Source organism: Rufibacter roseolus (assembly GCF_017916365.1).
Classification (GTDB): domain Bacteria; phylum Bacteroidota; class Bacteroidia; order Cytophagales; family Hymenobacteraceae; genus Nibribacter; species Nibribacter roseolus.
Map to the genome: position 1 here is coordinate 1,641,028 of NZ_JAFMSU010000001.1, position 14,345 is coordinate 1,655,372.

Genomic DNA, 14,345 nt, shown 5'->3' on the forward strand with positions numbered 1-14,345 from the left:
CACGGTGAACGTCACCGACGGCACGCTCAACATCGCCTTCGCCCGCCTGGTCGACAACGCCCTGGTCTCCGCCATTGAGGTCATTTCCAACTCTGGCGGTGTGGCACCAAGTAGTATTGCTTCTTCCTCCAGCAAAGTAGTACTGGAACCTGCCTCTCATAAGAACCTTGAAGCCAGGGTTCATCCAAATCCATTTGACGAAAACATTTATATACTCCTTAACTCAGAGAAGGAAGATGAAGAGTATGAAGTGAAGGTGTATGATGTTTTAGGGAATACTGCTTATAAAAAGTCTTTCAAACCTAATGCCATTGGAGAAAATGAATTTGAAATCTCTCTGAAAGACTCACAATTAAGCGCTGGTGTTTACTTGCTCTATGTGGTTAGCAAAGACAAAAGTTTCAATAGAATGTTCAAGGTTTTGAAAAAGCCTTAATGAGAAGGTAGGTGTTCTTTTTGCCCAATTAAATTGGAATGAGCTTGCCTTGTTTAGATATAAGCGAATCCTAGAATAGATGAGCTTTCATAATTAAGTTAAATAAATCGATGCAGGAGCTACTTGCATCGATTTTTTTTTTTGTGCCTTTTTTAAAGGTAAAATTTACAATTAAGTTGTAATTGTAAGGTGTTTTAATGCTGAAATTATTATTGGAATAATTTGTCCGTTTTGAATTTTAATAAAATTATAAAGTAGTTATTATTTGTAAACAGGTGTGTATTGTGTTTGAGGTTTATATTTAGTAATATAGTGTAGTGGCTATGGGCTGGTGTTTGGGATTCTTTTGCTGTGGCATTCAGGAATGTAGTTCAAGAGATGGAGGGGGATGGTTTTGGTTATGTTTGTTGAAATATTGTTATGTAGTATTTATGTATATACTCTGATTTTTGTAGCTGTAATATTTAAGTTTTAAGCTTGATATTTTTATTTTATAAATAATTGAATTTGCTTTATTTTAATAGTTATGAGGAGGGTTTGGATAAAAAATTGGCGGTTGGTTTTATCTGGTTTTAGATATATTTTTAAATTTTATGCTTTAAATAAGAATGTACAACAAAGATACAGTTAGTGGCCCCTCTTTTTCTATTTACAACCGGCTATTCAGATTGATCTGGCAAATAGCTGCTTCACTATTTTTTGCTTATACCCCTAAACAACTGCATGGGTGGAGGTCTTTTTTGTTAAGGTTGTTTGGCGCTAAAGTGGGTAGAGGTGTACACGTTTATCCTAAAGTGAAGATTTGGGCGCCTTGGAATCTTCAATTGGAAGATCAATGCGGGATAGCAAACGGAGTTATTCTGTATTCGCAGGGTAAGATCATCATTGGGAGAAGGGCAGTTGTTTCCCAGGGAGCGCATCTCTGTACAGGCACACATGATTATACAGACCCGGGTTTCCCTTTAATCACCAAACCAATAAGGGTAGGTGATTTTGCCTGGGTGGCCGCAGAGGCATTTGTGCATCCTGGGGTTACCATTGGAGAAGGGTGTGTTATTGGGGCAAGGTCGGTTGTGACAAAAGATATGCCACCTTGGATGGTATGCTCAGGTCACCCGTGCAGGCCTATTAAAGGAAGGGTGGAGGAGGAACTGAAGCAAAAGAGGTTCTTAGAACCTGTTTCTTGATAATATGTTGACAACAGTAGCTGTCTTTTTTACATATTCTGATTAAAATGGCACGTAAACTCGATCTTACAATAGCTATCCCAGTAAAAAACGAAGAAAGGAATTTGCCTGATTGCTTAAAGTCTATCGGGCAAAATCTGGCACAGCATGTTGTAATCATTGACTCAGGAAGTACTGACAATACTAAAGAAATTGCAAGGGCCTACGGGGTAGAGGTCATAGATTTTGTTTGGGATGGCAGATACCCTAAAAAGCGTAATTGGTTTCTGAGAAACCATACTCCTAAAACCAAATGGGTGCTTTTTCTAGACGCTGATGAATATCTAACCGATGATTTTAAATCTGAACTCAAGGCTACTCTTCATAACAGTGACAAGGTAGGGTTCTGGCTTAACTATTCGGTCTATTTCTTAGGAAAGCAATTGAAAGGAGGTTATCCTTTGAAAAAGCTGGCCTTGTTCCAGGTAGGTGCTGGGGAATACGAGCAGATAGATGAAGATAAGTGGACCCAGTTAGACATGGAGGTGCATGAGCACCCAATTCTGCAAGGAAAAGTAGGTGTCATCAAAAGTAAAATTGACCACCAAGACTTCAGGGGCATATCGCATTTTGTGGTAAAACACAATGATTATGCAGAGTGGGAAGCTGCCCGGTTTCTGAAAACTTTTACAAATTCTCCTTCGCTACATTCCTGGACCTGGAGGCAGCGTCTAAAGTATCAACTGATGCAAAGTATTTTTATTGGCCCTGTGTTCTTTATGGGAAGTTACATCTTCTTGGGCGGATTTAAAGACGGGGCAAGAGGCTTTGCTTATGCTGTTCTTAAGATGTCTTATTTTATGCAGGTTTATTGTAAAATAAAGGAGAGTAAACGGAGGATACACTTGGTGAAACAAGTCGGGTCTTTGGGAACTGGGGATGTTCTTTCAGATAGGTTAATTACCTGGCGCGAGAATTAAAATCTCTTTTCTGCAACCTGAAACTGCCTCGGTTTATTTAGAAGGATTCAATGCCCTTTCAGGTGGATAGTCACTTTTTTTAAGTGTTATGCATGCGTCTTTAAAGTTGGTTTATTAAATGGAATTTAGGTTATGAAGAAAAGAGTTTTGCTCATAAGTTATAACTTCAAACCAGAACCAACGGGTATTGGAAAGTATTGTGGCGAGCAAATTCAGTGGTTAGCAAATAGGGGATATGATTGTACGGTGGTCACCACCTATCCTTACTACCCTTACTGGAAAGTTCAAGAACCTTACTTTAGTAATAGGTTTCTGTATTCTTCAGAAATCCAGTATTTTGAGTCTGGAGGTAAAATCAAGACTTTGCGTTGTCCTATCTACGTGCCAGCAAAACCATCTGGTGTAAAAAGAATTATCTTAGATTTTACCTTCCTCCTGTCGGCGGGATTGAGGGTGCTGGGTTTGGTTGCCTCTAAAAAGTTTAATGTGGTCATTACCGTGGCTCCTTCTTTTCTGATTGGGTTTCTAGGGGTAATGTACAAGAAGGTAAGAGGAGCAAAACTCATATATCATATCCAAGATTTGCAAATAGAAGCGGCCAGGGATTTGCAAATGATAAAGAACCAAAGAATAGTAGATCTGCTATTCAAATTGGAGAAATTTATCTTCAATAAGAGCGATGTGGTGAGCAGTATCTCAGAGAGTATGGTGGATAGAATCCAAAGCAAAGCAAAGAAGAAAGTATTTCTGCACCCTAACTGGACCGATACTTCTCAATTCTACCCAATCAATGATCAGGGAAGCCTGAAAGAACAGTTCGGGTTCCAGCCTATGGATAAGGTAATTTTGTATTCCGGAGCTATAGGAGAGAAGCAGGGTCTGGAAGCCATCCTCCAAGCCGCACATAGGTTCCGGGACCAGGAACACTGGAAGTTTGTAATCTGTGGGTCTGGGCCTTATAAGGCACGCCTTATGGACTTGGCCCAAAGCCTGAGCCTGCAAAACCTTGTATTCTTGCCCTTACAGCCTTTTGAGAAGTTCAACCAGTTCTTGAATATGGCTGACGTGCATTTAGTTATTCAGAAAAGTATTGCCAGTGATTTGGTTATGCCTTCTAAACTGACCACCATTTTAGCCGTTGGTGGCTTGGCCTTGATCACCGCTAACCCCGGTACCGGCTTGTATACGCTTGTTAATAAGCATAAGATTGGCATTCTTGTGGAAGCTGAAAATCAGGAGGCATTGAATACTGGTATATGGAATGCTTTGGCTCGTGCCACTAATGAAAGTATCAGGTCTGCAGCTTGTGCGTATGCAGAAAAGTATCTCTCAATTGAAAATGTCATGCAATCCTTTGAAGAGCATGTGTTGTCAAATTCCACCGATTTTAGCACAACTACTAACGCAGCTTTGGCACCCAATGGACAGGAGTTGCTTGAGGTGAATGGCTAGATCTGGTGTTGGACTTACGGGAACTACCTGTTTTTGCCCTTATTTTATGAAAAGAGCTCAAAACAGGAATGGTCAGGTAGCAAAATCAGGGTGCAGGAATGGACCTCACAAGCGGGGATGAGGGTGGAATTGAAAGTAGGTTCAGTCTGACTGTTTTCTCCCCACTATGATTGCTTCAGTGCTTGCCACACCCTTAACGCATGTGGCTTGATGGCAAAAAAATCTTCGTAGGCATCTCTGGCGTTGTTTCTCATTTGGCCTCTCTCTTCTTCTGATAAATCAATCCAGGTGCTTAGTAGCTCTTTTGTGCCTTCCTCTGTGTCTTTTGCTACCAAGCCGCCTCCAACCTGGGCAATTTCCCTCCAGATGTTTACCTGATCAGAGATGAGAACGGGTTTGCTGCAAGCCAGCGCTTCCACCACGGCAATGCCAAAATTCTCCTGATGGCTTGGCAGAATAAAAGCCTCACAACCATAAAAAGCCCCCCATTTAGAGTCACCTGTCAGCATGCCAGGAAAGTAGATAGACCTATTGCCCACCCGGGCAGTTTCTTCGGCTTGTTTCTGTAGCATTTTTCCGTAAGGTGTATCCAAGCCTGGTCCGGCGATCACAAGGGCTGGCCATTGCCTGGTAGGTGCGAGTGTGCTGCTAAGAGATACATCATCTGCTTCGGCTAACTCAGGAACGGGCTTAAGGAGGTTGTGGTGAATGGTCAACTCAGAATAAGCTTTAACGAGAAGATCAATGCCTTTTTTTTCGTGTATTCTGCTTAGGAAAAGAAGGTAAGGACGAGTCCGCAATTCAGGGCAAAGCCTGAGGAAAGATTCCTGCATGCTTGCGGTAAGCTCTGGGGGCTCAGGAATACCATACCCTACGTTTACTTCCCTTTTTGGAAAATAAGGCCTAAAAGGTTGGCGTGCCAGGCTAAGCTCTGCTTCACAGGTAAATAGAACCCCTGCTGCTTCATTGATGATACGGCCTTCAATCAGTTTCCAATAAACCCAGTTCCTTAAGGCCTTTAGTTTTCTACCCGCCGCTTTCTGGAAGTAGGGATCCAGCATGCCATGGGGCATGACAAAAAGGTTGGGCAGTTTGTTGCCTCCGGGTTGGGGGGCTGTTTTTCTCAATCTTAACTTATTTAAGGCTTTCCTGACGGCATAGCCATGATGAAGCCAAAGGCCGTGCACAATGACCGCATCAAACCGAGGGAGGTTTTCAAGAAGCCAAGGGGTAAGTTTTGGTGAGTAGTTCCAAGGTCCTTTACCCGGCCCCAAGGCATGGATTGTAAATTCATCTTTTCCCAGAAACGATGCCTCTGGAGCGTCTAAACAAACTACCTCATTGGATACTCCCAACTTTTCAAGCTCAGGAATAGAATTCCGAATACCCTGACAGGGACCGCCGCTTGCCGGATTCATACTACCAATTACCCGTAATATCTTCATCAGAGATCCGCTTTAAGTTTTTCCATCAATGAACAAAGCCCTCTGCTCTGGTAAAATACTTTGCGTGTTGGGGAATTTCACTGATCGCCTTTGCCGGGACCCCGCCGTACAGGGTCCACTCTTCTTGCTGCGGCTTGTTAAGCAATGATTTTGCGCCCAAAACAGAGTAAGAAGGCAAAAAAGCCCCACCCAGTACTACCACATTGGTCCCCACAAAAGTATATTCTCCGATAAAAATGGGTGCGCAGTCTTGCCGATTCTCAAACACGTTGATGGAGTGGGTAAGAAGTTGAGAATTATAACCAGCTATGGTGGAGTACCGCCCAATGGAGATGGTGTCTGTACAGTCAATATGGTGGTTTTTTGTGATGGCCGCACATGCACCTAACCTAAGTTCGGCTTTCCTTCCGGTGTTGTGTTTGAAATGAAGCGAACCACTTTTAGTAGGAAAGCCCGTGATCCAGTTCCCTCTGCCTATTTTTGATTTTTGGCCCATCTCAATCAAATCCAGGTTTATAGCTACGGTTAAATGATCTATTTGGGCACCTGGTGCCATCACAAGCTTCCTGGGGAAGACCCATGCAAAACCAATACGGGCCGAAGGGTGTATTTTGTAGCCAAACCAGGCTTCCAGGGCTTTACGCCTAAGAAACCAGGGAAGAAGAAATGTAATGCACTTCAAGAACATATTAATTGAGCTTCTTTTTGCTTAATGCCATGAAGCTCCAGATAGGAGCCAATAATCTGTTTTCTGGAAAAGCGGCTGCAATTAGCAAGGCCTCTTTCTATCAAATCTGTTTGGATGATGGAATCATTCAGGGAGAGGAGGGCTGCCGCGAATTCTTCTGGTTTATTAGGGTCACAATAGAGGGCGGCACCTCCGCTCACCTCAGGCATGGGAGCTGTATTGCTTGCAATAACAGGGGTGCCGCAAGCCTGCGCTTCAATGACCGGCCAGCCGAACCCTTCAGAATAAGAGGGGAAAATAAAAGCTTGGCAGGTATTGTAAAGCGCCTCTAAGGTGGCATGGTTAGGATTGACAATGGAGAAAACCCTTTTCTCCAAACCAAGTCGTTGCACATGTGCTACCAGAGAAGGATCAAGGGGTTTGCCGGCATAGCAGATGTTACCTTCCCATTTGTCTCCAAGCTTGTCTACCATGTCTAAAAGAAGCTTTCTGTTTTTCCTGGGTAGCGCAGAACCTACATGGAGAATGAAGGGAGCATCAAGGGGAAGGTTTTTATTCTTTAAAGTTTCTATTGCTTTCTTTTCAGGTATAAGTTCAAAGTCAGCATTGAACGCATTGTAGATGACTTTCCAGTCTTTCTGTTCTGGTTTTGCGCCTACGCTGAGGTCCTTTAATTGGCTGAGCGTAAGGTTAGAAACGCATGCCAAAGACACCGCAGAACTTAAATGTTTTAAGATCCAGTTCTGTAAAATCTTCCCAAAACCCGAAGCTGTAACATAGGTGTCTGGGTAGCCCTTTGCAGCTCTTATGGCAATCACATCATGGCAGGTAATACTGGTTTTAGAAGAAGGCAGATATTGCAGGTATGGGGCATTGGAATGATCGCAAATGTGAAACCTGACTTCTTTGTCTTTCGCCATGATCTGAGATACGCGCCACTGCAGCAGAAAACAAAAAAGAATCCATTTGTCCAGGTACCCCATCCATTTTCCTAGACCAGAGGTGGTGCTCTTGAACAATGTCCCAAAAAAGACGACTGGCCGCCAAATTTCAGAGGCATGCCCGGCCTCCTGAAAGCCATGGTGCAGCATCTGGGCAAACCTTTCCATGCTCTCCTGCTTATCACGGGGGTAATTGCCAATAAATATGAACTTAGCCATATTTGCTCGTTAAGGTGCGTGTCGAATTCTTTTCTGGTCAGTTGAAATCAGTCTCTACTCTGGGAAGCCATGTACAAGTATGCTTCATGATATTGGGCTTTTAAGGAAGGAGGGTTTGGCTTTTTGAAGGCCTAAGGGAGGCAATCATCAAACCTCCGATAAGGGTAGAGAAACCGAGCGCGGAAGGTTGGGCCCACTGCCCCTGTGGTACTATCAATAACCCGAAGCTTAGGAGCATCCAAGGGAGTAAGTCTCCTGTTACCAGTTTTTTGTAAGCGGCTACCGAAATTTTAAGACAGAACCCTAACCTGATCAGGATAATAGCCAAGCCAAGGAAAAGCCCTAACTCCCCAATCAATCTTCCCCATTCTCCTTCTGAAATAAGGAAAGCTTTGCCACCTGACAGAAGCATACTACCTACGTTGGTGCCCATTCCAATCCCATAGCCAAAGAAGGGTAGGCCCTCATTGCCTTGGAGGGAGCCAATCAAGCCTCCTAAGTACCGGTCCAGCAAAACGCCTTCCAAGCCGTTTTCATTGGTGGTGGCAAGCTCAAAGCGGGTGGTAAACGCCTCCATGGCTGTTCCAAAGAAGCTGGCTTGGCTTAGTAGTAAGAGGGTAACTGCCATACCAATACCAGCCAGGATAAATTTGCCCGCATATTTTGGTTTGCGCGACACCGCAATGACGGCAAAAATCAGACTTACCCCAATTTGGAAAAACAGGCCTCGGCTAATAGAAAGCGGTATGGCGGCAATCAATGCAGAAGTAGCCCCAATTAAAATAGGTTTACTTATTTTTTCAGTATTGAACCAGAAGTAAATAATAAACGAGGCCGCAAAGCCGTAAAAGAGGGTGAGTCCGTTGGTGAAGGAGAAGGTGCCAGGAGGTCGGAGGTACCCTAATGCTCCGCTAAAGCCCGCACCCGCTACATCTCCTCCCACGCCTCTGTTTACCCAAGCCGTTTGCGGGCTATAAAACTGAAAAGCTATCAAAACTGCCATAGGAATGGCCATCCAGAGGGTAACTTTCCCAATCCTGATCACATCATCCTGGTTGAAGAGCCGCCCTATGGCGAACATCATTGGGAAATGCAGCAGTAAGATACGGGCCCCATACAAGGCAACCATAATATTCCCGTGGCCTAACAACGTGGCGGTGAAAATGCTGACGATGCCAATCAGCACGGGACCCAGTAAATATGGGTGAGAAGGAAACAGGCCTCGGTGCAGGGTCTTTGCCACAATCCAAAGCGCTATAGGGTCCCGGACAATCAATAGGGGAGTTGCCAAACCCGGGAATACCCATTTGCGGATGGCGCCTTCAAAGATGAGTAGTATGAAGTAAAGCCAGATTGCTTTCTTCAGCAGTTGGTCTGATTCTGACAAAGACGGGTTTGCTCTATAGCGGAAGTTCTCGAGCGTTGCTGCCTGAGTATCTAAAATGCCCTGCGGATTTCTGGTATAAGCGCGCATGTTGTTGAAATAAACCTAATTATAATTTAAGACTGCAGTCGCCAATTCTCGGCCGTAAACTTCCCAGGGGCGTTTGCGTGCGGTTTCCATGGCCGCTTTCCCCGCAGATTTGATGGTGTCAGGTTGCCCGATGAGCTTTTCAATAGATGCTCTCAGGGCATCTGCAGACCCTGCCTCCACCAACCAGCCAGAATGATCATGGGTGATAAGGTCAGGGCCAGCCGTTCTTTCGGTGGTGATAACTGGGGTGCCCTGAGACATGGCTTCTGAAATTACCAGACCAAATCCTTCAAAAAGAGAGGGGAAAACAAGTGCGTCCTGGGTGCGCATAAGGGAAAGCACATCTGCATGCGATAAACTGGGAATCCAGCGGTGGTTTGCCAGAGCCGTATCTAATGCAGGGCAGTTTGTGCTGGGTTTTCGCCCCACAATGGTCAGTTCCACATGCTTTCCAAGCGGGGTCACGGCGGCAAACAAATCGGCGATGCCCTTACGCTGGGAAAGCCCTCCTACAAACAGCAGCTTCAACCGTTTGCTTCCAGAGCCCGAGGAATAGTCCCTGCCGTTGATTACTGGAGGAAACCCGTAGGGGATGATTTCTATGGGGGCAAGAGCACCAGGATAGTCTTGTAAAGTTTTGGCGGTAAATTGGCTGGCTACAAAAATCCGGTCGGCTAACCGTAGTTCTTCGTCTTTACGGGCAAGCTTCTCCTCTGAGTCCTGGAGGCCCTTCAAGGTAGAGGCCCATTCAGGTTTCTGGAGCCGCTCGTTTTCCAACAGCCTTCTGGCAGTTCTCCAGTATCCAATAGGCAGATCGTATAGACAGTGAAGGTGTAGGTTCTTGGCCTTTTTAAAAGAGTCTAAAGCCCCGTCTTCAAAGGCATAGACCGCATTGGCTCCCTTTTTCAGGCCCGAGGTTATCTTGGATGCTACATGCCGATCAAATTTGCGGTAAACCGCATCAATGCAGAACAGGCCGGTCTCGTGTTGCGTGAAAGGAGAAAGACCCGCCTTCGTGGCCAGGAGCCGACCTGCTTCCATCCACGGCCAGGTTTTGGTGACTGTTTTCAGGCTGGGGTCAAACCGTCTTCTACGTATTTCCTTTAATGGCCCAATCCCGCCAAAACTATCCAAGGCACTCCCGGGAAAAGAAGCGATAGAGGTTCTGAATTCAGAAAGCATGCCCGCTTCCTGGAAGCCGCGCGCCGCTGCCCGTACATTAGCATTACCTGTTGGATGGGAAAGAATAACCATGGGGCCTGAACGCTAATTAGGTGTTAAATTCAGCTTTAATGCTTCTTTCCATCTCTGCACGACCGCAGGGGCAGAAAACTTCTCAGCATAGAGCCGTTTCTGATTTTCTTTTGAAATCTTGCCTGCTGCAAGGTCAACTGCGAACAGCTCCACTGATTTCTTGATCTGCTCATAATCTGAATTAGCCGGGATCACTCTGGTTGAAACAGGATCACAGGCTATATCAGGAACCCCGCCGCGGTCTGTCGCCAACCAGGGGGTGCCGGCACTCATTACTTCCAAAAGGCTTATGGGCAATCCCTCGGGGTGCACGGAAAGCAGCAAGAATCCATCCAGCAAACCCAAAACCTTTTTAAGCTCTGTTACACCGGAGAAAGGGCCATGGTACCGCACCCTGGGGAAATTTTCAAAGTAGGAGAACGGATAGGCTTCCCCTTTTCCCCATATGTGAAATTCAACGCCCCCCAATGCCGGTTCTTCACTTAGCTTGCACAACAGGTCAATGCCTTTTTCCGGAATCAGGCGGCCGTAATAACCCAGCTTTATCTTCCCGTTTTTGGTAAGAGGAAGCGGTTCCACCTCAATCTCCCGGGAGAGGCAAGGGATAGTATCAATGGTCCGGCTTAAAGCGGCCGACATTTCCAGGGCATTTCTGTGTGAGCAGGCAATAACTGTATCGGCTTTTTTGAGGGTGCCTATATAGTTGCTTCCCCAAGTGGCCTGGTCTTCTTTGTCTCCCGCAGTATGATGGTGGTGAACCCAGGTTCCTTTTATTCTAAGCAGTTTAGGTAAAACACCAATGCTTTCTCCCTGACCGTTGGTGTAGAGGGCATCATACTGGTTAAACTTCAATCTAAAAGCCACGGAAACCAGCCAGATCAGTCTTTCTGCCGAGGATTTGTTCTTGCCCAGAAAAACGTTCCGGCATTTGGCCCGGTACAGTTCCTCTGTGGCCGGAGGTATTCTGGAGTTAAGGACAATCAGGTCAATGATGACAGATTTGTCGCTCATTTTCTGGCAGAACTCAAGAAGATGGCTTTCTATTCCGCCGGTGGGTAAAAGCTGAGTGGAATAAACAACTATCTTTTTCATGGTCTTCCTATTAATGCCCTCTTCTAAAAAGCTTATGAGTTCACTTGCTCAATGGCTCTTTCTCTGAAAACCCTTTTCATCTGCTCGTTCGCTAACCCTGATGTGCATGCTGCCTTAACTCCCATTCTGTAAAGCCTGGCCATTAAAGTAGCCTTTTGCTTTATTTTTTGGAGTGCTGCCGTATCTGGGGTCCGCATTACATTGCCCCCCATGGCCACAGATTTGCTTACAATGGAAGAAAGGAACTCTTTCCTTTTTATCAGGGCAGCCTGGTTGACAACCGGTTTGGAGAAAGCGTTAGCGGCCAGCACCTCTTCATAGGAAATAATGTCCAGGAACTCTGCTACGGTGGCCAACCTGGGGTCTGAGGGGTTAGGATGAATCAGCATCACGTTTGCGCCCATTCCAAGACAAGGTAAGGCGCAATGAATTTTGGTGGTTACCACCAGGGCCGCCCTGCAATATCTTTCAAGAAGCGAATTCATGTGGGGTTCTGATTTCTGCATGAATTCCTGAATGGTTCCGCTTACATCTGGCGGGTCATGTGAAACCCTAACCATGGAAGTCCCCAGCAAACCTTCTAACTTCAGTTTTACCTTTTCAGGGATAGGGTGGTCAATGTTGTCAACGAGTAAAATTTCGCCTTCGCCGGTGGTATTGATGGGGGCTCTTTTTGCGGTGGTGATAGTTAGGCAACTGGAGTAGTAGGCGGGGATACCCCATCCTAAAAACAGTTTCAAGGTTTTTGCATCTCTGCACCCAATAGGTGCATGCTTCTTGAAATGGTCTCTGACTTTTCTGTTTAATAGTAGTTCTGACTGGGCAACGTGAACAGAGACGTAGACGGGTTGTATGTTCTCAGGGGGAGGAAATTTGTCAAAGGAGTGCATGTACCAGCCATTTGCCACGAGTAACCCAGGTTCTGCAGCATCTATCTCTGCCAAGGCTTCCCGGTTTACTACCAGAGCATTTTCTGGTAAGAAATACTTAGCCACCATGCCTTGTAAGACATCTCCAATATTATTCCTGAGGTCTCCCTCAATCTGGTAGTAATATTTCATAATAAGCAACTGATAAAATGGAAGTAATTCAATCTGCGCAAGTACTCGCTTCTTTGGATAGGATAGGTGGAAGGATGTTTTTGACTTGTTTTAAGAATAACTGTTAAATAGCGCTACCAAATCATGCCGGTCTTTGGTCCAGGGGTGGTGTAGGAAATCTGGGCTATCTGGTTTTGCCCCGTTAAAATGGAGAATGTGTACATCTTTTGACGCCTCTATAACTTTTCTCCTAAATCTTATTGGAATTTGGTTATTTTCTATGGCATTAAAAAACCTTGCTTGAAAATTCATTCTAAAATCAAAGGAGATAGGCTTGTTGAATTTCTGCATCCACAGGTAAATGATTTCCTGGTCACCTACGGTGCTGGCCCTAAACTCCTTTAAAATCTTCAGCAACGCCCGGTATTTCTCTGGGGTTCTGTCTTGAGGTCCAATCCTTAAAACGCCTGAGTTCATAGAGGCGAACGGAGGTAAAAAGATGCCCATGGCCAACGCTTTGCAATAGGCATTAGTAAGGCTAAGTGCCTTGCTCAGCAACGGACGGTTGAAGGAGAAGACCGGTAAAATCCTTTCGTTGGCGGCACTTATCCCCAGAAAGGAATCCTCTTCCATAAAGGCGCTTAAATCTTTCAGTACTAACATGTCTGCATCTAATACCAGAATGTTGTTGTATTCTGAGAACAGGTCGCTCCAGAAATTCACGATGAAGAAGCCGGCATCATTAAAAGATTTTGATTCAAACTTCTCATTCTTGTCTATAAGCAGCTCCCGGTATTCAAACGCTTGCGGGTTGAAGCGTTTTGGGGATACTTTAGGGATAAGAGAGAAAGCGTTCTCCAACTCCCTGTCAACATCTGGGGTGAGAAATAAAAGAATAGGAGGGTGATTCACCCAGTTCTTCTTAATGGAGTTGATTAAAGTCTTTGCGTAGCGCGCAAAATCCTGATTCACAACAATGGCAATCGCGTTCTCTTTTAATGGTTGACCAAGCATGGCTTAATGTATTTCAAGAGCTAACCTTGTTGACAAACTCCGCCTTGTTCAAGGATTCAATGAATTTCTGGGCTACTACCTGCAGTCTGGGTTTGGGGGCTTGTTTTGTGAAAACAGCTTCAAAACCCGATTCGCAGAAAAGTAGTTGTTCTGTAAACAAGTCGGTGAAGGCGGGATCCAGAATTTCCAGGGGCATACTGCCTCTAAGTAAAACCGGGAGCCCATGCTCCAGCATGGCCTGGGTTGCCCCGCTTTTACCCCACATGGTAAAGTCAGACCTGGAAATGCCCACGTCAGCTAACTGCAGTTGCAGGGAAATTTCATGGGGCGGTAAACGGCCTAGTTCCCGTACATACTCTTTGCCCAAAACAAGGGTAGCTGCCTTTAAGGCGGCTTCTGCATGAGGACCTCCCTCGCCAAAAGTTACCAATTCAGCCTTCAACCCCTTTAATTGCGCCGCTTTAGACAAAAACGACACCTGAGATCTGAAATCATCCAGCAGGCTGGTGAAACTTCCGAAATGGACTATTCTCAAGCGGTCTTCCTGCTTTCTGGCGTATCCGTCCACAGGAACGATGGGAATATTTCCGAACAGGGGAAGGAGCTTGGTTTCTGGTTGCGGCAGTTGTTTTCTGTAGATGTCAATGGTGGTAGTGATGTGGTCAGGGGCAGCCCTTCTGAGCAGATCCCTGATAATGAGTTTCTGGGCTTGTTTTAGCAAACCCATTTTAAAACCCACCTTACCGTCAACTCCCACCCAAAGCTCATGGAACATGACATGGAGTTTGCTTCCTTTGGTCAGTTCTTTCAAGGATAGATTCAGCAAAAAGGGCAATCCTTTTTCATGAAAAGAAAAGGGAACGTATTGCAAGCTAATCCAGTCAGGCCCAAATTCCTCCAAGTGCGCTCTTGCCATAAAGAACCGGGATTTAGCGGCAACCCCCGTAGGTAGTCGCACAACCTGTATGGAGATATTGCCAACTTCCTGGGTTTCTTTTAGCGGTATAGAGCAATACTTATCGTTTAGGGCAATAATAGATACCTGGTGGGCTTGCCGGATCAATTCTCCGGCAAGTCGCCGGGTGTAATCGCCCACGCCATCGCAGTCAGGTTCAAGGGAGCCGCAAAGGAAAACTACTCTCAT

At 45.5% G+C, this 14,345-nt stretch carries 13 protein-coding genes; 4 read left to right on the forward strand and 9 right to left on the reverse strand.

The features are described from left to right. From J3P35_RS06490 to J3P35_RS06505, 4 genes are all read left to right on the forward strand, one after another. On the forward strand, positions 1 to 436 hold a 436-nt coding region (locus J3P35_RS06490), incomplete at its 5' end, for a T9SS type A sorting domain-containing protein (RefSeq protein ID WP_210463519.1). A gap of 608 nt (positions 437 to 1,044) precedes the next feature. After that, the gene (locus tag J3P35_RS06495) at positions 1,045 to 1,623 is read left to right on the forward strand and encodes a WcaF family extracellular polysaccharide biosynthesis acetyltransferase (protein ID WP_246849998.1); all 579 of its coding nucleotides are present in this window, start codon (positions 1,045 to 1,047) and stop codon (positions 1,621 to 1,623) included. 47 nt (positions 1,624 to 1,670) lie between these two features. Continuing rightward, on the forward strand, positions 1,671 to 2,582 hold the full coding sequence (locus J3P35_RS06500; protein WP_210463520.1) for a glycosyltransferase family 2 protein: 912 nt from the start codon (positions 1,671 to 1,673) through the stop codon (positions 2,580 to 2,582). A 132-nt stretch (positions 2,583 to 2,714) separates the two neighbouring features. Next, positions 2,715 to 4,034 carry a WcaI family glycosyltransferase gene (locus J3P35_RS06505; RefSeq protein ID WP_210463521.1) on the forward strand — a complete coding sequence of 440 codons (1,320 nt, stop codon included), beginning with the start codon at positions 2,715 to 2,717 and terminating at the stop codon, positions 4,032 to 4,034. A gap of 164 nt (positions 4,035 to 4,198) precedes the next feature. Here J3P35_RS06505 and J3P35_RS06510 read toward each other — a convergent pair whose 3' ends face one another. From J3P35_RS06510 to J3P35_RS06550, 9 genes are all read right to left on the reverse strand, one after another. Further along, positions 4,199 to 5,479 (reverse strand): glycosyltransferase, encoded by a 1,281-nt coding sequence (locus J3P35_RS06510; protein WP_210463522.1) that lies wholly within the window; start codon positions 5,477 to 5,479, stop codon positions 4,199 to 4,201. A gap of 25 nt (positions 5,480 to 5,504) precedes the next feature. Beyond that, complete coding sequence (locus J3P35_RS06515; RefSeq protein WP_210463523.1) at positions 5,505 to 6,167, reverse strand: acyltransferase; 663 nt, start codon at positions 6,165 to 6,167, stop codon at positions 5,505 to 5,507. Then, on the reverse strand, positions 6,158 to 7,327 hold the full coding sequence (locus J3P35_RS06520; RefSeq protein ID WP_210463524.1) for a glycosyltransferase family 4 protein: 1,170 nt from the start codon (positions 7,325 to 7,327) through the stop codon (positions 6,158 to 6,160). The genes J3P35_RS06515 and J3P35_RS06520 overlap by 10 nt, the downstream gene beginning before the upstream one ends. Before the next feature lie 100 nt (positions 7,328 to 7,427). Beyond that, on the reverse strand, positions 7,428 to 8,801 hold the full coding sequence (locus tag J3P35_RS06525; protein ID WP_246849999.1) for a hypothetical protein: 1,374 nt from the start codon (positions 8,799 to 8,801) through the stop codon (positions 7,428 to 7,430). 15 nt (positions 8,802 to 8,816) lie between these two features. Further along, positions 8,817 to 10,055, reverse strand: coding sequence for a glycosyltransferase family 4 protein (locus J3P35_RS06530; RefSeq protein WP_210463525.1), 1,239 nt, complete (start codon positions 10,053 to 10,055; stop codon positions 8,817 to 8,819). Between the two features lie 12 nt (positions 10,056 to 10,067). Further along, positions 10,068 to 11,147: a glycosyltransferase family 4 protein gene (locus tag J3P35_RS06535; RefSeq protein ID WP_210463526.1), complete on the reverse strand. Its 1,080-nt coding sequence runs from the start codon at positions 11,145 to 11,147 to the stop codon at positions 10,068 to 10,070. Positions 11,148 to 11,179: 32 nt separating this feature from the next. Beyond that, the gene (locus J3P35_RS06540; protein ID WP_210463527.1) at positions 11,180 to 12,208 is read right to left on the reverse strand and encodes a polysaccharide pyruvyl transferase family protein; all 1,029 of its coding nucleotides are present in this window, start codon (positions 12,206 to 12,208) and stop codon (positions 11,180 to 11,182) included. Positions 12,209 to 12,298: 90 nt separating this feature from the next. Beyond that, on the reverse strand, positions 12,299 to 13,201 hold the full coding sequence (locus tag J3P35_RS06545; RefSeq protein ID WP_210463528.1) for a glycosyltransferase: 903 nt from the start codon (positions 13,199 to 13,201) through the stop codon (positions 12,299 to 12,301). 13 nt (positions 13,202 to 13,214) lie between these two features. Next, on the reverse strand, positions 13,215 to 14,345 hold the full coding sequence (locus tag J3P35_RS06550) for a glycosyltransferase family protein (protein WP_210463529.1): 1,131 nt from the start codon (positions 14,343 to 14,345) through the stop codon (positions 13,215 to 13,217).

Excerpts from the sequence above, each read along its gene's own strand:
- J3P35_RS06495 (WP_246849998.1), top strand. The coding sequence starts at position 1,045 with ATGTACAACAAAGATACAGTTAGTGGCCCCTCTTTTTCTATTTACAAC.
- J3P35_RS06500 (WP_210463520.1), top strand. The coding sequence starts at position 1,671 with ATGGCACGTAAACTCGATCTTACAATAGCTATCCCAGTAAAAAACGAA.
- J3P35_RS06505 (WP_210463521.1), top strand. The coding sequence starts at position 2,715 with ATGAAGAAAAGAGTTTTGCTCATAAGTTATAACTTCAAACCAGAACCA.
- J3P35_RS06510 (WP_210463522.1), bottom strand. The coding sequence starts at position 5,479 with ATGAAGATATTACGGGTAATTGGTAGTATGAATCCGGCAAGCGGCGGT.
- J3P35_RS06515 (WP_210463523.1), bottom strand. The coding sequence starts at position 6,167 with ATGTTCTTGAAGTGCATTACATTTCTTCTTCCCTGGTTTCTTAGGCGT.
- J3P35_RS06520 (WP_210463524.1), bottom strand. The coding sequence starts at position 7,327 with ATGGCTAAGTTCATATTTATTGGCAATTACCCCCGTGATAAGCAGGAG.
- J3P35_RS06525 (WP_246849999.1), bottom strand. The coding sequence starts at position 8,801 with ATGCGCGCTTATACCAGAAATCCGCAGGGCATTTTAGATACTCAGGCA.
- J3P35_RS06530 (WP_210463525.1), bottom strand. The coding sequence starts at position 10,055 with ATGGTTATTCTTTCCCATCCAACAGGTAATGCTAATGTACGGGCAGCG.
- J3P35_RS06535 (WP_210463526.1), bottom strand. The coding sequence starts at position 11,147 with ATGAAAAAGATAGTTGTTTATTCCACTCAGCTTTTACCCACCGGCGGA.
- J3P35_RS06540 (WP_210463527.1), bottom strand. The coding sequence starts at position 12,208 with ATGAAATATTACTACCAGATTGAGGGAGACCTCAGGAATAATATTGGA.
- J3P35_RS06545 (WP_210463528.1), bottom strand. The coding sequence starts at position 13,201 with ATGCTTGGTCAACCATTAAAAGAGAACGCGATTGCCATTGTTGTGAAT.
- J3P35_RS06550 (WP_210463529.1), bottom strand. The coding sequence starts at position 14,345 with ATGAGAGTAGTTTTCCTTTGCGGCTCCCTTGAACCTGACTGCGATGGC.